A 23,601-nucleotide genomic window follows, 5' to 3' on the forward strand; every position below is an offset into this window, starting at 1 on the left:
CTGCTTTTAGAGACCTAACAAAGTGATGGTCCATCAGGGTGCTTCACGCATGACGCTGGCGTACACGTCCTGGTGGCGTTCAGCCGCGACACGGGGGTCGTGGAACTCGGCCCCGCGAGACCTGCAACGCATGGATCTGACGATCATCTGTTCAGCGTCCGCGTCCAGGGCCCATTCGATGCCCTCCGCGAAATCGGCGAAATCCAGGTAACTGGCGATGTAGCCGTTGACCTTGTGTTGCAGCAACTCGGGCACGTTGCCGACAGGAAAGCCCACCACGGGCGTACCGCACAGGAGCGATTCCCCCACGGTCAGGGGTGCGTTGTCTTCCAGCGACGGGAACAGGAAGGCATCCACGGCCGAATACACCCGCGCGATGTGCTGGGCGTCTTCGATATTGCCCAAGCGGTGGGCGCGGACCGGCAGGCCTACGGAATTGCTGCCGAATACGACGACTTCCAGGTCGGCGAGGCGGTTCTGCTGGCGCAAGCGCTCGAAGGCGGACTTGAGCAGGCTGCCGCCCTTGCGTTTGTTGCCCAGGTTTTCCGCGCCGAAGAGGACCAGCTTCTTGTTGACCGGGAGCCCCAGCCGCAGGCGCGCAACCAGTTTGTTCGTGGGCCGCAACTGATCGGTGGGAAAGGCGTTGGGGATGTAATGGACCGGCCTGTCACCCAGCAGCGAGCTTTGCGCCACGCGCTCAGCCATCCATTTCGAGGGACAGACGATATGCAGCCGCTTGAGCCTCTGATAGGCGGCCTTCTTGGTCTTCCAGGCTTCGTGGGCCAGATCGCTTCCCACCAGAAGCGGGCAGCCCTTGCATTCCCGCTTGTATTCTTCACACCCTTCGGAGTAGTGGCACACCCCCGTGAAAGCGTTCATGTCCGCAAGGGTCCACACCAGTGGCTTGTCGGCCAGCAACTCCGTGCGGGTGTAGTCGAACATGCCCACGACCCAATGCAGGTGGATCACGTCGAATTTCTCGAGGCGCGGCGCCAACTGGCTGAAATCCACCACCGACTCGGGCAACGAGATCAGTTCGGCTGCGCGGAAGCCGGGGTGCCGCGTCGCGGGAAAGATCGCCCGTTCCCGCACCGTTTTCCAGACCAGGTCCTGCTGGGAGGTGTCCACCCCGGGCAGGTCGGGTATTACCCGCTCCACATAGGGGTGCCTGGTCTTGACGACCAGCGAGAAAATCCTCGCATCCACCCCCCTTCGGCGTAGCGCCGCGACCCGTCTTTGGGTGCCGATGCCCGCGCCGCCGTGGTCCATGGAGCAGAGCGTGGCGACCTTGAGACTGTTGTCAGTGATCGGCTTACCGCCGGCAGCCACCGGGCCAACCGACTGGGATACACCCCTGGTGTCCGCCCCGGCCTTGGTTTTCTCCGCCATGAGGGCAAGCGCCTCCTCATCCTTCCTGGCCAGGATGAGGGGAAACAACCTGCCCAGGAACGGGCTTGCTTTCAGTTGAAGCCGTGTCGTTCCCGCCTCGGCGAAGGCCTGGCGGAACTTGTCGAGGAATTCCTGCTGCTGGCCGCGACTGGTGCCGGCAGCCAGATTCCTGAAGAAGGCATCGCCCCAGTAAACCTGGAGCAGGCGATCGCCGATCTGGCCAAGGTTGGCGTCCCTGAGCACATGCCATGCCCTGCGCCGCCATTCCAGGGCGTCCATGTATTTCCGGAAGCTGAAGGTGTTCATGGCGCTGTCCGGGTTGGCGCGATAGTGGTAGACGATGTCGCTGGTGAGGCTGACCGTCCTTGCCTGCACGAGCGCACCGACGATGAAGATGCTGTCCTGCCCCATCTTCAGGTCGGTGGGATAGAACACGCGCTTGGCGAAGTCGCTCCTGTACAGGTAGGACCAGTGCCCTTCCGTCGTCTTCAGCAGATCCGGCATGGCCGCCAGCGATGTGTTGACGATGGGCTCGCTACCTTCCTTAAGTCCCTTGCGTTCAGGTTTCTTGGCGGACTGCCCGAACACTACCTGCTCATGCAGATAGGCGCCCTTGGTCATGTCGCTGCCGAACTTCACCGCCTGGCGGTAGATGCTCTCCAGGGCCCGGGGGGGAATGGTGTCGTCCGGATCGAGATGGAATATGAATTCTCCGCGGGCCGCCGCCACGCCCCGGTTCCTGGATGCGCCATGGCCGATGTTCGTCTCGTTTACGAGCAGGACGACGCGCGGATCCCGCGCCCTGTATTCATCGACTATGGCTTGCGAGCCGTCCGGGCTGGTGTCGTTGACGCAGATCAGCTCGAAATCGGTGAGGGTCTGGGTCAGCACGCTTTCCATGCTCTGGCGAAGGGTCTGTTCCGCCTTGAAGAACGGCAGGATCACGCTGACCTTGGGACGATCCGCCGCCGATGCCGAGGGGGCAGGGGCTTGAGCAGGCGACAGCCCCCCCATGCTCGCATCGTCCTGTCCGGCCTGCGCATCGGGGGTGCCCATCGCCTCGCGCAACAGGGCTTCCGCCTCCTCAACGCGGCCTTCCAGCATCAACTGGAGGAACCGGCGACGCGGGGCGGGAGCCTTGGCGTCCACTTCGTCCAGGCCCGCTTCCCGACAGGCCTGGCGGAAGGCCGCGCTCAAGGCGACCAGCTCGGAGGTGTCCGGCGCCGCCCTGAAGTGCCCGAAGAACTGGTCATGCCACGGCAAGTGGGCATAGGTCCGCAGGAAACGCACGCCGAATTCATCCAGGCCATGGTCCCGCAGCACATGGAAGGCCCTGCGCCTCCATTCCAGCACGTCCATGTATTTGCGGAAGTTGAACACGTTCATCGCCGAGACCGGGTTCACCAGATAGTGATAGACCACGTCCGGTATGACCGTGATGGATGCGGCGGCAGGCAGGACCATGCACAGGAAGATGGCGTCCTGTCCCATCTTGAGGTCTTCCGGGTAGGGAACTCGCCGGGCCAGCTCGGCACGGTAAAGAAAGGCCCAGTGGCCCTCGGGCATCTTCAGGAGTTCCGGCAGATCCGCGGCGACGGCATTGATCACCGTCTTCCTGTGCCTGAGGGGGTACATGACCTCCGGCTCGTAACGGTTCGTGCCGTGGTGGAATTGCTCGCGCAGGTATGCACCCCGGACCAGGTCGCTGCCGTGCCGGCGGGCATGGTCATGGAGCGTGGCCAAGGCATGGACCGGCAGGGTATCGTCCGGGTCGATATGAAAGACATAGGCGCCCCTGGCGGCCTTCACGCCGCGATTTCGCGTCGCGCCCAGGCCGATGTTGGCTTCGTTGACGAGGGACACGATTCGCGCATCCCGCTGGCGGTACTCGTCGACGATAGCCCGGGAACCATCCGGTGACTGGTCGTTGACGCAGATCAGTTCGAAATCGCCCAGGGTCTGGGCGAGGATGCTGTCAATGCAGCGGCGAAGAGTGTCTTCCGCCTTGTAGACCGCCAGGATGACGCTGATTCGGGGCGATGAGCGGTGCCGATACTCACGCAGGCGTTCCAGCAATCCGGCCCCGCTCTGCCGCCATTGCTGGCGCCCTCGGCCCAGGGTGCCTGCTGTCGCATTGTCTTCAACATAGGCATGGACCGCCCGCCCCAGCTGGGGAGAATGGTTGTACTTGTCCGCCAGTTCCAGCAACTGCTCGCCCCGGTGGACGTCGCGGTCGGCCAGGAGCCGACACTCTTCTTCGCTAAGGAACGGAAACTGCCTGCCCAGGAGGCGAATGCGCTCTTCGAAAGTGCGCTGGACGGCGGTGTTCGACACTCCGGTGTTCCTGAAATGCAGCAGGGGCCGCTTGATCTCGTAATGCGAGTAGCCGGCCTCGAACAACCTGATGGTCAGGTCGGCGTCGGCGATGATGCGGTAGCCCTCGTCGTAGGCACCCACTGCTTCATAAATGGCGGTGGACAGCAGCATGGTTTCGTGGCGCAGGGGCATGCGCAACCGCACGTTGTCGTCGAAATGCATGCTCCGCATCACGACCTGGAACTTGTCATCCTTGTCGACCGCTTGGGCCAGCGCGGAAACAAAATCCATGCCGCTGTAACGCTTGGCCCTGACCAGGGAATCGACGCAATCCGGGGCATACCAGTCGTCGGCGTTCAGCACCAGGATGTATTCCCCCGAGGCCAGCGCCAGGCCCTTGTTCATGGCGTGGTAAAGGCCGCGATCCGGCTCGGACAGGTAGTAGTCGATGGCGTCCTCGTGGCGCCGCAGGATTTCCAGCGTGCCGCCCCCGGAACAGGCGTCGATCACGAGGTATTCGATGTTGGCATAGGTCTGATCCAGCACGGACAGAATGCACTGCTCCAGCGTCCTGGCGGCGTTGAGGCAGACCGTGATGACGGTGACCAGGGGTTGGTCCCGAGAAGACGTCTTGTACAGTCCACGCAGGCGCAGTCCACCCTCGGCGACCCGCTTGCCGGTCTCGTCGGGATAGCGCAGAAACCTGCCCACCACGCTGGATGGCACATTGCGATCCGGCTCGTCCCTCGTGGTGTTTCTATGTGTGGAGTACATCACACGCCCATCGGTTCGTGATTACCGCACCCACCCGTGCCCGGACCGGGACGACGGACTAGCGGGTGCGTCCTTCATGCCTGCTCGAATGAGCCTTCCCGGTGTCAGGCACCGACCGTCTTCCGTTGGCAGTCCTGGAACCAGACCCAGGTGCGCGCCATCGCTTCCTCGATGCTCACCGTGGGACGGAAACCCAGTTCCTTCTCTGCCAGGTCAAAGGTCGCGAAGTTGCGTTCCACCTCGCCCTTGCGCTTGGGGTCGAAGTGGATGGGGTGGCCAGGGGCACCGGCGGCTTTGCAGGCGATCTCGGCCAGTTCCTTGACGGACACTTCACGCCCGCTGGCCAGATGGTAGGCATTGAAGCCCGGCTTGCGGGCATCCAGGGCGGCTATGATGCCGCGGCACAGATCTTCCACGTAAAGGAAGTCCCGGGTGGCGGAGCCATCGCCGAAGATGCGGATGGGCATGCCGTCCATGATGGCCTTGTAGAAGGCGGTGACGGCCCCCTTCTTGTGCCAGCTTATGGGCCCCACCACGTTGGCGAAGCGCAGGGCGGTCACGGACATGTCGTAGGCGTTGGCGAAGGCGCAGCAATACCCCTCACCTGCCAGCTTGCTGGCGCCATAGGGCGAGATGGGCCGCGGCACCGAACGCTCGTCCACGGGCGGCGTGGCGTTGCCGATGAGCGCACCGCCGGTGGAGGAGAAGACCACCTGGCCCACCCCTGCGCGGCGCGCCGCGTTCAACACCCGGAAGGTACCCTCCGCGTTCACCGAGAAATTCTCCTCGGGGGCCGCCACGGACTCCACCACGGAACCGAAGGCCGCCAGGTGGATGATGGCGTCCTTGCCCAGGGCGGCGGCGTGGACCGCATCCTCGTCGCGGATGTCCGCCTGGATGACCTCGTAGGCGCGGGCATCATCCAGATAACGGACATCCCCCTTGGACAGGTTGTCCAGGATGCTGACACGGTGACCCCGGCTCCGCAGCATGGGCATCAGGTTGGCGCCGATGAAGCCGCAGCCCCCCGTAACAAGCAGGTTTGCCATGGCTCAGTCCTTCCCCTGGGTCGCCTGATAACGACCTTCCTCGGCGCTGGTCCAGAAGGACTTGCAGATGATCTTGGAGCGGTCGCAACGGTGGGCGTACTTCTTGGCAATCTGGGCCACTTCCAGCAGCAGGCCGTTTTCAAGCGTGGTGGGCTTCAGGCCCAGGTCCAGGAAGCACTTGTTCTCCACGTGCAACTCGTTTTCGTCGTCCTCCTTGCGTGGATTCGGCAGGTAGGCGATCTCCGCGCCAGTCAGGCGGGATACGAGTTCGGCGAGTTCCCGTACCCGGTGGGTCTCGGTCATCTGATTGAAGATCTTGACCTTTTCCCCATGCCTGGGCGGGTTGCTCAGGGCGATCTCGATGCACTTCACGGTGTCACGGATGTGGATGAAGGCGCGGGTCTGGCCGCCGGTACCGTGCACGGTCAGCGGATGTCCGATGGCGGACTGCATGAGGAAGCGGTTGAGCACCGTGCCGTAGTCGCCGTCGTAGTCGAAGCGGTTGACCAGGCGCTCGTCCATCTCCGTTTCCGCGGTATTGGTGCCCCAGACGATGCCCTGGTGCAGGTCCGTGATACGCAGGCCGTCGTTCTGGTTGTAGAAGGCAAAGCACAGGGCATCCTGGGTCTTGGTCATGTGGTAAATGCTGCCCGGCTTGGCGGGATACAAAATCTCCTGCTCGACGATCTCGCCGGTGTCGGTGACCACCTGCACGTTCAGATAGCCTTCCGGAATCTTCATGCCCACCGTGCCATATCCGTAGACCCCCATGGTACCCAGGTGCACAAGATGGATGTCCCGCTCCGACTCGACGATGGCGCTCAGCACGTTGTTGGTGGCGTTGAGGTTGTTGTCCACCGTGTAGCGCTTGCCCCAGGAACCCTTCATGGAATAGGGAGCCGCCCGCTGCTCGGCGAAATGGATGATGGCATCCACCTTCTCGTTCACGATCAGGTCCAGCAGCGCCCGGTATTGATGGGCCACGTTGAGGTTGGAAAATCCGATCTGCTTGCCAGAGATTTCCTTCCAGGCCCCGATGCGTGCTGAAACCGGCGCGATGGGCGTCAGCGACTCCACTTCCAGTTCGATATCGATCTTCCTGCGGGACAAATTGTCGACGATGATCACGTCATGGCCGATGTTGGACAAATGCAACGCCGTCGGCCACCCGCAGAAGCCATCACCGCCAAGAACCAGGACTTTCATTTACTACCTCCACAAACAGAATACACATCAGGGTAAGAAGACTTGATTGCCTCGTCAGCCATTCTGAACAGCGCGGCGTGTTCGGTGATGAACTGCGTCAACTTCACGGAAGCCACCTTGTACGGGTCCGCCTTGGCATGAAAATCCGCGAGCACGTTTTGAGTATAAGCATCGGCACGGGCCTTGGTTTCATCCGGCAAACGTCCGTGCATCTCAGCCAGCAAGCCGGCGATATAGCTGTTGACCTGCCCGTAATCCACCACAGTCGTAAAGGGCTGGGGGTCGGCCAGGGCCGGACGCACCCATTTCTCCAGGAACCCCTCAACGTAGCGGGTTTTCTCCTCAAGCCAGGCAGCCAAGGCCCCGGGCTCAGGATCCACATAGGACGCGTCCATGGTCCTGTAAGCCGAGTCCAGCACGATCGGCTCGTGGGACATCCATACTTTCTCCATTCGGATGCCGGCCTTGAGCAGTGCCGGCTTGTAATGCGACAACTGGTCCAGGGCAAACCATGATGTAAGCAGGAACAAGGGCTCCCGCACCAGCACAACGCGCCTCAGGCTGTATAGCGACTCATAGACGGGGTCATCCAGCTGGAGGTCGTGGGACTTCACCAGGCGCACCATGGCCGCGTCCCGTTTGCGGCCAGCCGATGCATAGGCCGTCAGAGTGCAAGGCATTTTCTTGCAGCAACCGGGCTCCTGGTACCACTCACAAAAGGAGAAGCCTGCTCCCAGGATCTTCGCCAGCGTATTCTTCAGGTAATGCAGGCCAGATCTGGGAAGGGATTTACTGTCCAGCAGGATGAATGGGGGGCGGTTCTTTTCTTGGCAAGCCTTGGAAACGCGCAGATAGAACTCGTAACCGCTTGGGCTAAACCTGGACTTAGTTTGTGCAATGTCCGTGCCCGGACTGTCGTTGGCCTTGAGCCTTTCTATGACTTGCCGGCGCAATTTCCAGGCATCCGGCCCGTCCCGCACGAGACCGATCCTGTCCAACTGGGCAGCCATTCGGGCCTGACCTGCAGCAAGAACATCTCCCCCCATGTCGATAAAGGCGGTGGCCTTCAGGAAATGCGCCAAGGCCTGGTCATTGGTTCCATCCATGGCAAAGGCCCGTCCCAGCGAGTCATGCAGCCCGGCCAAGGTCAGGCGATGCATCAGGCTCCGGTCACACCCCCAATCCATGGCCCGTCGCAACAGAGCTTCGGCATTGGACCAGTCACCCTGCTGAAGGCATCCCGTCGCGGCCAGCAGCGCCAACCTCTCCCGTTCGGGCCATGCAGACAGATCCATCCTGGCCAAGCCGGCCAGCGCTTTCCAGTCTGCGGCGCGCCATCGGACTCGCGCTTCGTCCAGCGTCATGACCGTCATGCCTTCAGTTGCCGGCATGTACTCCCTCCAGTACAGCCAGGCCAACAGCGAATGTCTTGCCCATCGTCGGTATTGACGGCATGACTCTCAAGGGTCGCGTGGGGTGTTCCGATTCACGGGTGCGTCGCGCCATGACGGTCACAGCCCAGACTCGGGCAGGAGCAGCCTTCTGATAAGGTCCACCTGCCCTTCAGTCTTCAACAATTCCTGTTTCACAAGTGCCTGGCGTGCCGACTGCTCCTCCTGGGACGCCTGCAATTTCTCGACACGGGCACGCAACTCGTCAATGGCGGACTGCCTTTCAATCGCCAGCGATTCAGCTGCCTCCTTGTCCCTTGTCAACACTTCCATTCGAGCAAGCAGCCCTGAGTTCTCCTTCGCCTTCTCTTCCAAGCTAAGTGTGAGTTGCTCAACCTGGCCCAGGCGCACGGCAGCGAGCCGGGATTGCTCTTCCAACTGCTGGGTCACACTCGAACCGGCCGCTGGTGGAGACGGTGGCACTGGACGGGGCCGCCTGCCTTCATGTCGCCCGTGGCGAATATAGTGAACGAGAGGGTTGATCCCTGCCTTTGCCACATCGGGGTAGGTCTTGAGGTACCAGCGGGTATCGAATCCCGGCCCGGGATTCCGGCCTTCCTTTGCGCCGTTTAGGTAATAGTGCTTCGCGGGATCAACCCCCGTCTTGGCCACGTCGGGGTACCTTCGCGAGTACCAAGCCGCATCAAAGAATCCGGACTTGCGGATGGCACTCAGATCCAGACGTCTTGCAAGCCCCCGGAAAAGCCCCAACTTGAACAAAGGGTGCAATCGGCTTGCGAGCAGGCCAGCCCAGCCTTCGCTGGCAGAGGTGTCGGCGTAATCAGGCCGATCAGGCTCGGCCCGTGCGCCCCCCCCAGCCTCCAGTTCCTTGTAAAGCTTGAAATAGCGCCCAAGTTCTTCCTGGACTTGGAGGAGTTGGCTGATCAGCAGCTTGTTCTCTTCTTCGAGCTTTCTGGCCTTCTCACCAGGGTCCGAGGGTACAAAGGCTTGTGCCAACTTTGCTTGTGTCATCAATTGCTCCCCCGCTCAGAGAGGACATGTGCCAGGTACTGCATCAGGCTTCTGATGATGGCCTGCAAGCATGCCAAAGAAGTCCTGCTGAATAAGCAGTGCGTGCGCGGGACACATGCAGCAAAGCGCTGTCATAAGCCGAATACCACCTTTGCCGCCACGGCGATCTGGTAAATGATCTGGCTGATGCCCCGTGCGACCTCCACGTTCTTCGCATCCACCTTGGGCAGCACCATGATCTCGTCACCCGGGCCGATCTTCTCGCCGTCGCTGCCGAAACTGCCGTCCTGATGCAGGACCACCAGGCGGGAGTTGTCGGCGTTCTGCGTATATCCGCCCGCCTGCTTGATGTAATCCTCCACGTCGGAACGGGTGTCATAAACGATGGCGTTGGGGAACAGCACCTCTCCGTGCACCATGACCAGAGAGCTTTTCTCCGGGATGTAGAGGGTGTCGCCATCCTCAAGCAGGGTTTCCTGGGCGCCCTGCTTGCCGGCCAGCAGGATCTGGCCCTTGGGCTCGATGCTGCGTGCGCGCTCCACGAACTGGAGCACCAGTTCCGCTTCCTTGGTGCGCAGGACAGCTTCCTCTGCGGTGGCGGACCGGGCAGTCAGGACATAGGCCTCAAGACCCTTCAACGAGGTTTCCAGCATTTCCTTCTGTCGCGTGGCCACGGACTTCCTGAACAGCTGCAGGGACCGAAGATTGGCCTGGGGTGCAGGCTTCAGAAGCGCGAGGGCATTCGCCAGCTTGGCGCCATAGGGCAACACGAGGGAACGGTCCCCGAGATGGGCTCCGCTGACGCGGACAAGGATGGTGCCCGGATACTTGTCGGAGGTGATGTTGATCTCGTCCCCATCCTCCACCATGATGGGCCCAGCCTCCTTGAGCGGGTAATACTCGCTACGACTGGAAGCGCCCTGCCTGCGGACGATGCTCAGGTGGGTGGCGTTGGCCTTGGGCTTGGCCAGATCAATGATCCTTGCGGCGCTCACCCGTGGTTCGGCGAACTCGAACTGATAGGCGTTGGTGGCCTCTCCGGTCACCAGCACCGTATGCTTGCGCGGACCTACCACGATGGTATCGCCGTCATTGAGCTGGAGTGTTTCGATGCGCCCCGCCAGCAGGAACTGGTAGAGGTTGAAACGCCCCCTAACCTTCCCGTTCCGCAAGACGGACACGTCCAGGAAGCTGCCCCGGTCCAGGTCGATGCCGCCTGCCTTGTCCATGTAATACAACACGGAATCCGAGGACAGGCCGCCATACAGGCCCGGTTGCCTGACGTAGCCGGTGACATACACCTTCACGGGCTGGGCTGCCTCCAGGGTGGCATACACCCCCACGTTGGCGCGATAGACCTGCTTGACCCGGGCTTCAACCTGGACGTTGAGGTCACCATTGCGCACGCCCAGTACGTTTACCGGCCCCACGTTGGGAATGAAGATGTTGCCCTGGGCGTCCACGGTGTGCACGAATTCGTGGTTGAAGGCGCCCCACATGCGCAGGGTGATCCGGTCGCCGATGGCGATCTGATAGTCGGGGTTGAAGCCGCTGAATTGCTGCTGGCTGAATGCCCCCGTGAAGATATTGGCGCCGAACACATTGGAGGCGAGAGGCAGACCGGCCTGGGGTGCCGTCGCGGAGGGCTGGGACGCAGGGGGCGTACCGGCCACGGGCTGGGGAGCCGCAGCGGGCGCAGCAAGGCTCGTGGCGGGGCTGAGCTGGAGGATCTGCGCTTCCTGGGTAAGCGTGGATTGTGCGTGACACATGCCACCCTGCAGGGCCAGCAAGGCCAACCCCCACGTGGCGACTTGAGGGGAAAGTAGTCTAAGTAATTTCATATATGCGGATTCCGGCGTGACGTAACGGCACGATCAACTGATAGGTTCTGCATCCCGGGGATCCAGAGTTTGAATTCGTTCATTCCTGGTCCAGGCAATTTCGTAAATCATGTGGCTCAATCGCGGTGATCCTGGATAGTGGCGATCACCAGGCGTACCACCCCGTAGAGCAACGTCAGCCCCAACAACAACGTGACGAGGTTATAGAAGCGCTGTGGATAGACGGCGATTTCGGGCTTGGCGGGAGACGACACCACCACCAGGCTCTTGAGCTTGCGGCTGGCTTCGATACGGGTGGTTTCCACCGCGGACAGGGCAGCCTTGTAGGCGTCCTCGGCAAAACCCACGTCCAGGGCCAGGTTCTGAAACTCGGATGCCAGGGAGTTCAGGCGCCCGCCTTGACCGGAGGCCACCTTCTGCCGCTCTTGTTCCAGCTGGCTCTTCAGGGCCGCGATCTGCTGGCGCAGGGAAACCACCTGGTAGGCATCCTCCTGCAGGTAGCCCAGCATGGCCTTCAGTTCAGTCTCCTTGTGGGCCAGTTCGCTTTCCAGCTGGGTTGCCAGGGTTGCGGTGGCCTGGGCCTGGGCCAGGGGGTCCAGCATCTTGTGCCGGTTCTGGAAGGCGATAAGCCTGGATTTGGCGGTTTGCAATCGCTCCCGAGCTCTGAGCAACTCGGACTCCGCGAAGGCCATCTGTTCCCTGGCCATGCGGTGGGAGACCTCATTCACGAAACGTTCGCTCTGGGCCAGTATTTCCTGGTTGACCACCTGGGCAAACTCGGGCGTGAAGCCTTCCACGCGGACTTTCAGCAGGCCGCTCAGGTCATCGAACACCAGCTCCACCCGCTGGGTGTAGTACCAGTGCAGCCATTCCTGGCTGGTGCCGGCGTACAGTCGGTAAATCGGGTCCAGGCTTTCCGCCTCGTAAGCCTTGCGCAAGGCCACTTTGGCCTCCAGGTGCCGCAGCATGTCCAGGGAGTGGACGTATTCCTGAAGATAGAGGGTGTCTTCGCGGGAAGGCGGGTTGGCACCGAACATGGTGGCGAGTCCGGTGATTGGACTTGGCACGCTATCGCCGGCCTGCTTGACCGTGATGACGGACTCGCTAACGTACCGGTCGGCGGCTAACAATAGATAGTAGGCAACCGCCAGGACCATGGGCAGGCCCACGATCCAGAAGGAAAGCTTTTTCTTGTATTTATTCAGCATCTTGGGAATTCATGTCGGTTTCTGTGGTTTTCTTGCGTGACCCCTTGCCATTGGGGCCTCGAAGGCCATTCGCGCCATTCTTTCGCTTCGCTTCGCGAGCCGGCGCATCGCCTTCACGCCCCTGCCGTACACCCTTCGCGGCACCCTGAAGCGGGCGGTTGCGACCTGGCCTGTCCTGCCTTCTGGGCACCCGCCCACCCGTTGCCTGGTAGGCCTTGATGCCTTCACGCACGTCCTCGTAGAGGATGGCCTGGCCATCCTGCACCAGCACCACCACATTGCACAGGCGGCTGATGTCTTCCATGCCGTGGGACACCATGATGACATGGGAGCGGTCCAGTCGCTCCTGCATCAGGGCCCGGCTCTTCATCTTGAAGCGGGCATCCCCCACCGCCATGACCTCGTCGATCAGGTAGTAGTCAAAGTCGAATGCCATGCTCATGCCAAAACCCAGTCGGGTGCGCATGCCGGAGGAATAGGAACTGATGGGCTGGTCGAAATACTCGCCGAGCTCTGCGAACTCCTGCACGAAGCGTACCTTCTCCCTCATGTCCTCGCCTTCCGCTCCATAGATGCGGCAGGCGAACTTGACGCTGTCCCGCCCTGAAAGCATGCGATGGAACCCGCCAGACAAGCCCACCGGCCAGGATATACGCTGATCGGTCACCACCCGCCCGCTGTCTGGCACATCGATGCCGCCGATCAACCTGAGGAGGGTGGACTTGCCCGCCCCGTTGCGCCCGATGAGACCGACGTTCACGCCGTCCGGGAAATGGAAACTAAGGTCGCGAAAAATGTAGCGGCGCTCGCCATTCCTGAGCACGTAGGACTTGGTGAGGTTCTGCAGTTCGATCATCGCGACACCATGTCATAGCGACGCAGGCGATACCAGGCCAGACCAAAAAAAAGGCAGACCAATGCCGCCAGGCAGGCGTAAACGAAGCTGACTTCCTGCAAGCCGTGGTACTGCTCGAAAAAGGCCATGCGGTTGAGTTCGATAGCGTGCAGCACGGGGTTCCACAACAGGTATCCCTGGTATTCCACAGGAATCATGTGCACGGGAAAGATAATCCCCGACAGCAGGTACAGGGGCATGAATATCATGCGGAGTATGGTCTTGCTTTCAGGCAGGTAATAGACCACCACGCTGAAGATCATGCCAAGTCCCAGGCCCCCCAATGCCAGGACGAAAAAGACCAGGATGATGGTGAGGGGGTCGCGCATGGGAGTGTCCAGGCCGGCCCAAGCCATGCCCAGGAGGAGGATGGCGTACACCAGCAATCCCAGGAAGCCCTCCATCAGGGCCCGGGTGTAGAAGGTGTCGCTGGGCTTGATCTGACGGAACGTGAACAGGCCCTTGTTGCTTTCCACCGACTCCATCACCTTCAGGGCGATGTTCTTGAAGGTCAGGAAAGGCACGATGCCCGTGACGATGAACACCGGAAAATCGATGGCATACATGGTCCTGCCGCGGATGTAGGTGATGGCCAGGCTCAGCAGCACCACATGGAGAATGGGTTCCAGCAGCAGCCACACATACCCCTGCTTGTAGGCGCCGAATCGGGTCTTGAGTTCACGCAAGAACAAAGCAAATACGACGGCCTTCTGGATCTGCCAGGAAGAACGGGGGGTCAGGGTACTGTTCAAGGGGTATCCGCCTCCGCTGCAACACCCCTGCCGGGATAACAAGGCTCCCGTAGGAGAGACCAGAGCCTGAGACCGCCGGGAAGGCCATAGCTGCCAAGCACCCTGAAGCCCAGCTTCTCGTAGAAACCGAGATTTTCCGGGTTTCCAGTCTCCAGAAAGGCAGGCAGCCCTTGCTCGTCGCAGCGACGCAGAACGGTCTCCATCAAGGCGCGGCCGTGGCCGCGACCACCTTCCAGGACGCCGATGACTTGCAGGTAGTAATGAGGCCGGCGCGGGCGATGGGTTTCCATGACCTGCAGGCCAATCGCTCTGGAAGGAAACGCCCGCCAGCCGCAGATGGGCAGGTAGGCGCCCAGGAAGGCCAGTTGCCGCCACAGGGGCAGGCGGCCGGTGCCCGGGGGATACCAGATGGCCACGCCCTTCCCGTCGCCAGCGACATGCACCTCCCCCTGGCCTTCCACCAGGTCTCCGAGCAGCAACCGGAACAGGCGGAACAGCGCCTCTTCGCGGCGTTCGTCCTGGCGCACCAGCCAGTTGAAATGGGGATCCCGGTCGAAGACCCGGGTCAGCATGCGGGCCAGCCGGTCGCGCTGGCCCGCGTCCGTCATCGGCACCGTACTGGGCATGCTGGCCTCAAGCAGCACGGCCCAGGGCCTCCACGGTATGGCGCACCTGCTCCTCCGTATGGCCGCTGTTGATGAAGAACCGCAGCCGGGCCAGCCCCTCCTCCACCGCCGGGTAGATGATGGGCTGGACGTTTATGCCCTTCTCGAACAAGGCGTTGGAAAGCTTGGCCGCCTTCAGGGAGCCCTTGGTGATGGCCGGAATGACGGAGTAACCGGCACTGAGCCCCGTGTCGACCCCCTTCTCCCGCGCCAGGGAGAGAAAGTACTGGCCCCGTTGGCGCAGGCGCTCCACCCGTTCCGGTTCCGCCAGCATGATGTGCAGGGCCTCCAGGGCGGCGGCGGCCACGGGGGGAGCCATGCCCACGCTGTACAGGAAACCCGGCGCGGCATAACGCAGGTGCTCCACCAGGGCCTTTTCTCCGGCGATGTAGCCGCCGCAGCTGGCCAGGGTCTTGCTCAAGGTGCCCATCCAGATGTCCACATCCCGGCCGTTCACGCCGAAGTGCTCGGCGATGCCCTTGCCGTGCTGGCCCAGCACCCCCAGGGAATGGGCCTCGTCCACCATGAGGAAGGCCTTGTGCCGGCGCTTGAGCTCGATGAACCGGGGCAGGTCGGGAAAGTCTCCGTCCATGCTGTAGATGCCTTCCACGACGATGAGCACGCGCTCGAACTGGCCGCGGATCTCATGCAGCAGTTCGTCCAGCTTCTGCCAGTCGTTGTGGGGGAAGGCGCGGCGATGAGCCCCGGAAAGCAGGGCGCCCTGCAACACGCTGTTGTGGATGAGGGCGTCGTGGACGATCAGGTCCTTGGTTCCGAACAGGTAACCGATGGTGGTGACGTTGGTGGCGTGGCCACTGACGAAGGCCAGGCAGTCTTCCACGCCGTGAAGGTCCGCCAGGGCCAGCTCCAGGTCACGCTGCACCGCACGCTCCCCCGATACCAGCCTGCTGGCGGAGGCGGAGGTGCCCCAGCGCTCGATGGCATCCTTGGCCGCCTTGTTGACGCGGGGATGGCCGCACAGCCCCAGGTAGTTGTAGCTGGAGAAATTGATGTACTGGCGGCCGTTGATCTGGGTGGTGCAACCGGCGACGCCATCATGGACCCGGAAGAAGGGGTTTTCCAGGCCGAAGCGCTGGGCCGCCATTTGCGGCAGCAGGATCTTTTCGTAGCCGGGAATGCTGTCGAACCGGCAGAAACTGTCCGGGATCTCCTTTGCCACGGAGCGGGAACGCGCGGCCCCGTGGGCATCCGCCGGGGCAGACTTGCCCTTGCTCAGGAACTTGCCGATCAGTTCTTCCTTGGCAGAGCCGCTGAGGCCGAAAAGACCCTTGCCTTTCATGGCTTCGCTCCGGCCCCCGTCTGTTCCCGCAGGGCCTCCACGGCATTCGCCACGTCCTCGGCGCTGGCCTCCACGGCATGCTGGGCCGCCACGGCACTGACCATCTCCGTGAGCTGGTCCTGGGGCTTGCCCTGAGCATCCGCCCCTCCATCCTCATGCATCAGGGACGCCACCAGGCGCTCGGAGATGCGCTTGATGGTGGGGCCTTCCGTGAGGGCCATGACGGGCAGCGAGATGCCGAAGCGCTTCTCTATGCCCAGCACCAGTTCCACGCCCATAAGGGAATCCATGCCCAGGTCGTAGAGGGAGCGCTCGGTATCGATGCGGTCCCTGGGCAAGCGCAGGATGGCGGACACCTCTTCCAGCAACAGGTCCCGGATGATGCCCTGGGCCTCTTCCGGCGTGCTGCCGGCCAGCATGGCGCGGATGTCCTCGCTGTCAGCGCTGTCGCCGCTGCCCTGGCCAGCCATGCGGCGCAACTCGTCGAAACGGGGCGACCGGGTTGCAGGCAGGAAGCGGTGCAGGGTGTGCCAGTCGAAGTCGATGACCGCCACCCCGCTCACCCCGGCCTGCACCATTGCCCCAAGACGGTCCAGGGCCTGGGCGGAATCCAGGGCATTGCCGCCCAGGCGGGACTGCAATGCGTCCTTGATGTCCTCGTTGCGGGCCAGGTAGCCCACGTCCGAGATGGCGCCCCAGGCCACGCAGGTGCCCGGCAATCCCCGGGCGCGGCGGTAGGCCGCCAGGGATTCCAGGTACATGTTGGCTGCCACATAGTTGGCCTGGCCCGGGTTGCCGATGAAGGTGGTGGCGGAGGAATAGAGCACGAACAGATCCAGGTCCATTTCCCGGGTGGCGAGGTGCAGGTTCCAGCCCCCCTGGATCTTGGGCGCCATGGCGCGCAGGAAACGCGCCTGGTCCAGGTTGCGGATGAGGCCGTCGTCCAGCACCATGGCCGCGTGGACGACACCCTTCAGGGGCGGCATCAGGCGCTGGATCTCGCTGATGACTTGAGTCACCTGGCTGAGGTCGGTCACGTCGCAGGCCTTGAGGTGAACCTTTGCGCCCAGGGCCTCCAGCTCCGCCTTGGCCTCGGCCGCCCCGGGGGCCGCTGCGCCGCGCCGGCTCAGGAGGACCAGATGCCCGGCGCCCTGCTCGGCCAGCCAACGGGCCGTGCGCTGGCCGAATCCGCCGATGCCGCCCGTGACCAGGTAAGTGGCATCGCCGGAGAGGGCCAGGGGCTCGGGAGCACGCTCGGGCTCGGCCACCGGCAGGGGGGTGCCGTCGAAGGTGACCACCACCTTGCCGATCTGGCGTGAAGCCTGCATGTAGCGGAAGGCGTCGACCACGCGGTTCGCTGGGAACGCCCGGTAGGGCAATGGACGCAGGGCGCCCTCCTCGAACAGGGCCATGACCTCCCGGAACAGGCTGGAGGCCAGGGCGGGACGCTCCACCATGAGCTGGTCGGCATCGATGCCGTAATAGGTGATGTTGTCCTTGAAGGGACGCAGGCCGATCTTGGTGTTCTCGTAGAAGTCCCGCTTGCCCAGTTCCAGGAAGCGCCCGAAGGGGCGCAGGATGCGGAAGTTGCGGTTGATGGCCTCGCCCGCCAGGGAGTTGAGCACCACGTCGATGCCTCGTCCGCCGGTGATCTCCATGACCCGGTCTGCATAGGCCAGGGTGCGGGAGTTCATGATGTGGTCCGCACCCAGCAGGGTGACGAAATCGCGCTTCTCGTCGCTGCCGGCGGTGGCGAAGATTTCCGCGCCCAGGTAGCGGGCCACCTGGATGGCGGCGATGCCCACGCCACCGGCGGCACCGTGAATCAGCACCTTCTCCCCCGGCTGCAGGTGAGCCAGGTAATGCAGGGCGTAATACACGGTGAAGAACACCGTGGGCACCGTGGCGGCCTCTTCGAAGGTCCAGGCCGCGGGCTTCATCGCCGCAGATGCGGCCTTGGTGACCACCCGGCTGGCGAAGCACGCCGGGGCGAAGGCCACCACCGCGTCGCCCACGCGGAATTCATCCACGTCAGCCCCGACACGGGTCACCACGCCCGCCAGTTCCATGCCCAGGGTGGCACCCGCGAAACCGTTTTCCACGGCCTCGTCGGACAGCAGGCCCATGGCGTACATGACATCGCGAAAGTTCAGGCCCACTGCCCGGGGCTGGATCTCGATCTCGTCGCCCCGCAGGGAACGCTCATCGGCAGGCTGCCAATGCAGGTTCTTCAGCTGCCCCGGCATGGTGAAGTCCAGACGGGCCTGGGGCACCAGGGACTTCACCGCCGGCATGGTGAATGGCGCCATGCGCGGAACATGACGCCCCTCCCCGGTCAGAACGATCTCGTCCTCCCCGTCCGGGGTGACCAGTTCATCGCAAAGACGCAGGGCGGCCGCTTCGTCCAGGTCGCACTGCAGGTCGAGCAGGGTACAGGCCAGATCGGGATGCTCGTTCATCAGCACCCGCCCGAAGCCCCACAGGGCTGCCTGGGCGGGATGGCCGACGAAGGAGGAAGCCTCGGCCTCGCCGCTGTCGGTCAGCACGGCGCCGCCACGGGTCACCAGCCAGAGCCGGGTCTTGCCTGCCATCCCCGCGGCCTCCAGGGCATGCACCAGATGCAGGGTGGTGGTGCAGCGCAGGTCCTGCACGGCCATGGGGGCGTCATCTCCGGCCCCCATGCCCAGCATATGCACCACGTGGTCACACTGGCCCAGGGCCTTGGGGGCTTCCGCAACGGCCTGGGCGACGGCTTCGTCGGAGACATCCGCCAATACCGCCGCATCGCCCGGGGGCAGGATGGCTGCCGGGGAGATGCCCCCCAGCACCAGGTGCACGCGCTGGCCCAGGCTGCGCAGCCTCCGGGCCAGGGCCTCTGCCACGACCTTGGACTGGCCTTCGGCGTCCGCCAGCAACATCCAGCCGGCCTGCTCCGGGACCGCCATGGCGTCCGCCTCGGGCGCTGGGGCCTTGGCAAGCACGGCGAATACGCCCATGGCGGAGTCGTCCGAGCCAGGGTCGCGAAGCGGCACGCTGTCCTGGAATCCGCAATCAGACAGCAAATCCATCCACTGGCCGTCGGACATCAGGCTCGAAACGCGACCGCCAGCCTTGCCCGGCCGCCACCAATGCTCATCCAGACCGAAGATGAGGTTTGCCATGGCATCCGGCGCCCGCTCGAGCAGCAGCATCAGGCCGCCCTGGGCCATGCGCTTGCGCAACTGGATGAGGGCCTGGTGCAGGTCCGAGGCCCGATGCAGGACATGCCCCAGCAAGACCACATCGAAAAATCCCGTGCCGGCCTCGGCAGGCAAGGCCAGGGAATCGGCATCCATCTGCACGAAGGACACCCCCGGGAGGGAATTGAATTCCGCTTCCAGTCTGGCCACGGAGGGTTCGTCAAACCCCGCCACCAGATAATCAAACCGATCGTGGGGCAGCAGCGGCAACAACTGTCGCGCCAGGGCGCCATGGCCTTCGCTCACGTCCAGAATCCGCATGCGCCGATGGGATGGCCAGGTGGCCGACAACTGGCCCAGGATGGCCATGGCCGCATGGTTCATGCCGACATAGCTGGGCGAAGCCTCGAAGCACTGCTCGTTGAGGGCGCTTGAACGCAGCGAGCGCCCCAGGGGCTCCGCATCTTGGCCGCCCTCCAGGATTTTCGGCAGGTGGGCTCCGGCTCGCCCGGCGAGCAGCAGTTCCGGCAGGTAGGCGGGGCTTTCCCCCAGCAAGGTGAGCCAGATGTCCTGGGCGGCTGGCAGCGCCTCAGCATCAACGGGTTCCCAGCACCCATCTGCACGCTGGATGACGCCATCCTGTTCCAGCAGTTCCAGCATCCAGTCCAGCACGTTGCGGCGCAGGGTGCCCTGGGGAATGTGGGCATCGACCCAGTCTGTTGCCAGCACCCCGTTCCCGAACTGGGCCACATGCTGGAATGCCTCCCAGGAGAAGGCGCCCACCAGGGCTTCGAAGAGGGGCACGAAGCGCTGGAAATGTTCGCTCCGGCGCAGGCTCGCCTCCTGGCTGATCAAGGCGGACCTGGCGTGGCTTGCCAGGTCGGCGCATGGCGGCGCCGCCAGGGGTTGGTTTCTGTCTGCCCGGGGCATGACCAGGGCGTGGTAACGCCAGGTTGCGGGTTGGTGGGCGCCCCGGTGACCCAACGACGCGCCCCGGAAACGGCAATTCTCCAGGAGGGCTACGGTGGTGCCTGCCTCGTCCAACAGCCAGAAATCCGCCACGGCGGAACGGGGACTGCGTTTCTTGAGGTGGCTCCAGCAATAGGCGACGGGCCCGGCATCGGCATGGAGGCGCAGGCGGCCGACCCCCACTGGCAAGAGGGTGACCTTGCCCCCCGCGGCAATCTCGTCGCGGAAGCCGTCGAACAAGGATTGGAAGCAGGCGTCCAGGATGACCGGGTGCAGCACGTGGGTGGCCAGTTGATCGGCTATGGCGGCGGGCGCCTGGAGGCGGGCAAGCACCCCCTCGTCGTCCAGCCGGGTTGCCGCCACGGCCTGGAAGGCAGGCCCATATTCCAGTCCCAGCCTTTGGGCCAGTTCATAGTGCTCCGCCGCGGAGATGTTCCACTGCGCACCGGCCAAGTCCCGCGGATCGAAACGGGAGACGGGTCGATCCGCCAGGGGTTCGCCCACCAGACGGCCCACCACGTTCAGGCGCCAATCATCCTCGCTGAGCCTTTCCCTGCTCTTGATCTGGAAAGCCCCGTCCGCCGGAGAGAGTTCAAACCTGACCGTGCGCGCGTGCTCACCGTCGAACACGATGGGGGCACGAATCTCCAGGGCCTCGACTTCGTGGTTGTCACCACCAAACCAGAGCCGGGAAGCTGCCAGGGCCATTTCCACATAGCCGCTGGCGGGGAACACCACCGCGCCACCCACCACGTGATCCTGCAGATAGGGCAGCAACTGGGGGTCCAACTGGTTTTCCCAGGCGGCATCCGCGTCCTTGAGGCGATAGCCGAGCAAGGGATGCTCACGATGGCGGTTTACCAGGTCGTAGCCTTCTCCAGTGAGGGTGTACCAGTAGCGTTCACGCTGCCAGGGGTAGGCCGGCAGGGACACCGGATTGGCGGGATGGGGGAACAGGTGCGCCAGGCCAAATCCTTCGTCCAGCAGCAGCAGGGCTCGACAAAGGGCGTCCTGAACCCGCTCCATGCCATCGTCATTGCGCTTGAGGGTGGCGAGGACTCGCCCCTGGACATCCAGGGCCGCGAGGCAGTCGCCCAGGTAGCGCTGCATGATGGCGTGGGGGCTGACTTCAACAAACAGGCGCACGCCATCCTTGATCAATTGGGATGTGGCGGCCTCGAATTGCACCGGCTCCCTGATGTTGCGCCACCAGTAATGGGCATCCAGACGGTCTCCCGGCAGGGCTCCGCCGGTCACCGTGGAAATGAAACGGGTGTGGCCTGGCGATGGCGTCAACCCCTTCAGTTTCGCCATCAGGATGTCCTGGAGGGGATCCATCTTGCGACTGTGGAAGGCGTAATCCAGGTCCAGCAAACGGAAAAATGTGCTGCGCGGCTCCAGGGCCTGCCGAAGCATTTCAAGGCCTTCCAGCTCTCCGGACAGGGTCACCGCCTTGGGACTGTTGATGCCGGCGACCTCGACGCGACCCTCCAGCCCCAGGCGCTCAATTTCCTTGCCGACGTCTGCCGGGGAAAGGCCGACCGCCGCCATCTTGCCCGTACCCCGGGTAGTCTCCTGGGCCGCACTCCGTTCATGGATGACACGGACAGCCTGGGACAGGGACAAGGCGCCCGCTGCCCAGGCCGCTGCCACCTCCCCCACGCTGTGGCCCACGGTCGCATCCGCCTTCAGGCCCTGGCTGTTCAGCATGCGGGTAATGCCCACCTGGATGGCGAACAAGGCGGGCTGGGCCACTTCGGTCAGGTGGAGCCTTGAAACGGACTCCTCGGCCAGCAGTTCCTCCTGGATGGAAAAGCCCGCCAGGGGCTGGAACAAGACGTCCACTTCCTGGACCGCCCGCCTGAACTCGCCGGCTTCGGCCAGCAGGGCCCGCCCCATGCCGAGCCACTGGGCACCATTCCCGGAATAGACGAAGGCCACCTTGCCCGCCTCGGCCAGCGCATCCTCCTGGACCGTGCCGGCACCGGCCTTGCCTTCCGAGAATTCGGCCAGTCGCTGAAGTATCTCCTCCTTGGTCCTGCCGAACACCGCCAGCCTCTGCAACAGGTGCTGGCGTCGGTGGGACGCTGCGTGGGCGACGCTGTAATAGTCACCTTCCTCTTCGATCAAGGTGCGGTAGCGGCCGGCCAGTTCCCGCAGAGCACCAGCGCTGCGTGCCGACAGGACAAGGGGAGGCGTCAACGTGGACTTGACCCGGGCACCAGGCTTGCCCGGAGGAGCTTCCTCCAGCAGCACATTGCCGTTGGCCCCGCCGAACCCGAAGGAATTTACCCCCATGCGCAAAGGCTGCCCCTTGGCCGGCAAGGGGGTGAACGCCTGCACCACCTTGAGGTTCAAGCCTTCGAAATCGATGTGGGGATTCGGCGTTTCTAGGTGCAGGGACGGGGGCAATGCGCGGTGCTTGAGGCACAGCACGGTCTTGATCAGGCCCGCCATGCCCGAGGCCGATTCCAGATGGCCCACGTTCGTCTTGACCGAGCCGATGAATAAGGGCGGGACATCCGGCGAGCGCCGCTGGGCCACCGCCTCGCCGATGGCGGCGGTTTCGATGGGATCCCCCACGGCGGTACCCGTGCCATGGGCTTCTACGTACACGAGGTCATCCGGGCCGATGCCCGCCTGCTGGCAGGTGGCCTGCAGCAGGGTGGACTGCCCTTTGGCGCTGGGGATGGTGATGCCGTTCTTGTAGCCATCGCTGTTCACGCCGCTGGCCAGGATCACGGCGTGGATGGGGTCTCCATCCGCCTGGGCCTGATCCAGGGGCTTGAGGAAGAACACCCCGGCCCCTTCCGAACGCACGTAGCCATCGCCGCTGGCGTCGAAGGCACGGCACCGGCCCCGGGCAGAAAGCATGGACGCCTTGGTGAAGCCGATGAAGGGATAGGGGTGAAGCAGCATGTTCACGCCCCCCACCACCGCCATGCTGGCTTCACCCGTGCGCAGGCTCTTGCAGGCCTGGTGCAGGGCCACCACCGAGGAGGAACAGGCGGTGTCGATGGCCATGCTGGGGCCGCGGAAATCGAAGATGTAGGAAATGCGGTTGGCGGCAATGCTGAGGGTGTTGCCCGTCATGGAATAGGCATCGACGGAACTCAGGTCGTCGATGGATCTCAGGCCATAGTCGGTACCGGAGATGCCCAGGTATACCGCACAGTCGCTGCCAGCCAGTCTTTCAGGGATTTGGCCGCCGTTTTCCAGGGCTTCCCAGGTCAGTTCCAGCAGGAGTCTTTGCTGGGGGTCAAGATTATTGGCCTCACGGGGGGAAATACCGAAGAACGCGGCATCGAACCCTCCGGACTGGTCCAGCACCCCCGCAGACCAGGTAACGCTCTTGCCCGCCTCCTTGCGCTTGGGGTGAGCGTAGAAATTCTTGCCCCAGCGGTTCTCGGGTATTTCCGTTACGACATCCAGACCGTCCTTGAGTACTTGCCAGAAGGACTGCTCGTCATCAATGCCCCCGGGCAGGCGAAACGCCATCCCAACTACGGCAATTTTCATTTATCTGTTACCCCGCCCGGATACCTTGGTTGCTTCCATCCATGAAGCTTCATTGGCTTTTGTCGAGGTTGTTAAATTTGGCAATTCAAGCAGCCCAAAGCCCTTACGCGTTCGGA

12 protein-coding genes are annotated in these 23,601 nt (G+C 63.3%); all 12 read right to left on the reverse strand.

Annotation, left to right across the window (positions count from 1 at the left end; all coding sequences use genetic code 11):
• Positions 1–33 precede the first annotated feature (33 nt).
• The gene (locus tag H6935_14395; protein MCP5279527.1) at positions 34–4,479 is read right to left on the reverse strand and encodes a glycosyltransferase; all 4,446 of its coding nucleotides are present in this window, start codon (positions 4,477–4,479) and stop codon (positions 34–36) included.
• Positions 4,480–4,583: 104 nt separating this feature from the next.
• Positions 4,584–5,528 carry an NAD-dependent epimerase/dehydratase family protein gene (locus tag H6935_14400; protein ID MCP5279528.1) on the reverse strand — a complete coding sequence of 315 codons (945 nt, stop codon included), beginning with the start codon at positions 5,526–5,528 and terminating at the stop codon, positions 4,584–4,586.
• A gap of 3 nt (positions 5,529–5,531) precedes the next feature.
• Positions 5,532–6,734 (reverse strand): NAD-dependent epimerase/dehydratase family protein, encoded by a 1,203-nt coding sequence (locus H6935_14405; protein MCP5279529.1) that lies wholly within the window; start codon positions 6,732–6,734, stop codon positions 5,532–5,534.
• Positions 6,731–8,125, reverse strand: coding sequence for a hypothetical protein (locus H6935_14410; GenBank protein MCP5279530.1), 1,395 nt, complete (start codon positions 8,123–8,125; stop codon positions 6,731–6,733). Before H6935_14410 ends, H6935_14405 begins: the two co-directional genes overlap by 4 nt.
• 120 nt (positions 8,126–8,245) lie before the next feature.
• A complete protein-coding gene (locus tag H6935_14415; GenBank protein MCP5279531.1) occupies positions 8,246–9,157 on the reverse strand; it encodes a hypothetical protein in 912 nt (303 codons plus the stop codon).
• A 131-nt stretch (positions 9,158–9,288) separates the two neighbouring features.
• The gene (locus H6935_14420) at positions 9,289–10,998 is read right to left on the reverse strand and encodes a polysaccharide biosynthesis/export family protein (protein ID MCP5279532.1); all 1,710 of its coding nucleotides are present in this window, start codon (positions 10,996–10,998) and stop codon (positions 9,289–9,291) included.
• 116 nt (positions 10,999–11,114) lie between these two features.
• Complete coding sequence (locus H6935_14425) at positions 11,115–12,206, reverse strand: capsular biosynthesis protein (protein ID MCP5279533.1); 1,092 nt, start codon at positions 12,204–12,206, stop codon at positions 11,115–11,117.
• Positions 12,196–13,062: an ABC transporter ATP-binding protein gene (locus H6935_14430; GenBank protein MCP5279534.1), complete on the reverse strand. Its 867-nt coding sequence runs from the start codon at positions 13,060–13,062 to the stop codon at positions 12,196–12,198. Before H6935_14430 ends, H6935_14425 begins: the two co-directional genes overlap by 11 nt.
• Positions 13,059–13,853, reverse strand: a complete 795-nt coding sequence (locus H6935_14435) for an ABC transporter permease (protein ID MCP5279535.1) — start codon at positions 13,851–13,853, stop codon at positions 13,059–13,061. The genes H6935_14430 and H6935_14435 overlap by 4 nt, the downstream gene beginning before the upstream one ends.
• The gene (locus H6935_14440; GenBank protein ID MCP5279536.1) at positions 13,850–14,479 is read right to left on the reverse strand and encodes a GNAT family N-acetyltransferase; all 630 of its coding nucleotides are present in this window, start codon (positions 14,477–14,479) and stop codon (positions 13,850–13,852) included. Before H6935_14440 ends, H6935_14435 begins: the two co-directional genes overlap by 4 nt.
• Positions 14,480–14,486: 7 nt before the next feature.
• The gene (locus H6935_14445) at positions 14,487–15,818 is read right to left on the reverse strand and encodes an aminotransferase class I/II-fold pyridoxal phosphate-dependent enzyme (GenBank protein ID MCP5279537.1); all 1,332 of its coding nucleotides are present in this window, start codon (positions 15,816–15,818) and stop codon (positions 14,487–14,489) included.
• Positions 15,815–23,485: an SDR family NAD(P)-dependent oxidoreductase gene (locus tag H6935_14450; protein MCP5279538.1), complete on the reverse strand. Its 7,671-nt coding sequence runs from the start codon at positions 23,483–23,485 to the stop codon at positions 15,815–15,817. The genes H6935_14445 and H6935_14450 overlap by 4 nt, the downstream gene beginning before the upstream one ends.
• Positions 23,486–23,601 lie beyond the last annotated feature (116 nt).

The sequence above is a fragment of the Thiobacillus sp. genome (genome assembly GCA_024235835.1).
Classification (GTDB): Bacteria; Pseudomonadota; Gammaproteobacteria; order Burkholderiales; family Thiobacillaceae; genus PFJX01.

Coding starts and splice junctions, on each gene's coding strand:
- H6935_14410 (MCP5279530.1), bottom strand. CDS start 8,125: ATGCCGGCAACTGAAGGCATGACGGTCATGACGCTGGACGAAGCGCGA.
- H6935_14450 (MCP5279538.1), bottom strand. CDS start 23,485: ATGAAAATTGCCGTAGTTGGGATGGCGTTTCGCCTGCCCGGGGGCATT.
- H6935_14395 (MCP5279527.1), bottom strand. CDS start 4,479: ATGTACTCCACACATAGAAACACCACGAGGGACGAGCCGGATCGCAAT.
- H6935_14405 (MCP5279529.1), bottom strand. CDS start 6,734: ATGAAAGTCCTGGTTCTTGGCGGTGATGGCTTCTGCGGGTGGCCGACG.
- H6935_14445 (MCP5279537.1), bottom strand. CDS start 15,818: ATGAAAGGCAAGGGTCTTTTCGGCCTCAGCGGCTCTGCCAAGGAAGAA.
- H6935_14430 (MCP5279534.1), bottom strand. CDS start 13,062: ATGATCGAACTGCAGAACCTCACCAAGTCCTACGTGCTCAGGAATGGC.
- H6935_14425 (MCP5279533.1), bottom strand. CDS start 12,206: ATGCTGAATAAATACAAGAAAAAGCTTTCCTTCTGGATCGTGGGCCTG.
- H6935_14440 (MCP5279536.1), bottom strand. CDS start 14,479: ATGCCCAGTACGGTGCCGATGACGGACGCGGGCCAGCGCGACCGGCTG.
- H6935_14415 (MCP5279531.1), bottom strand. CDS start 9,157: ATGACACAAGCAAAGTTGGCACAAGCCTTTGTACCCTCGGACCCTGGT.
- H6935_14400 (MCP5279528.1), bottom strand. CDS start 5,528: ATGGCAAACCTGCTTGTTACGGGGGGCTGCGGCTTCATCGGCGCCAAC.
- H6935_14420 (MCP5279532.1), bottom strand. CDS start 10,998: ATGAAATTACTTAGACTACTTTCCCCTCAAGTCGCCACGTGGGGGTTG.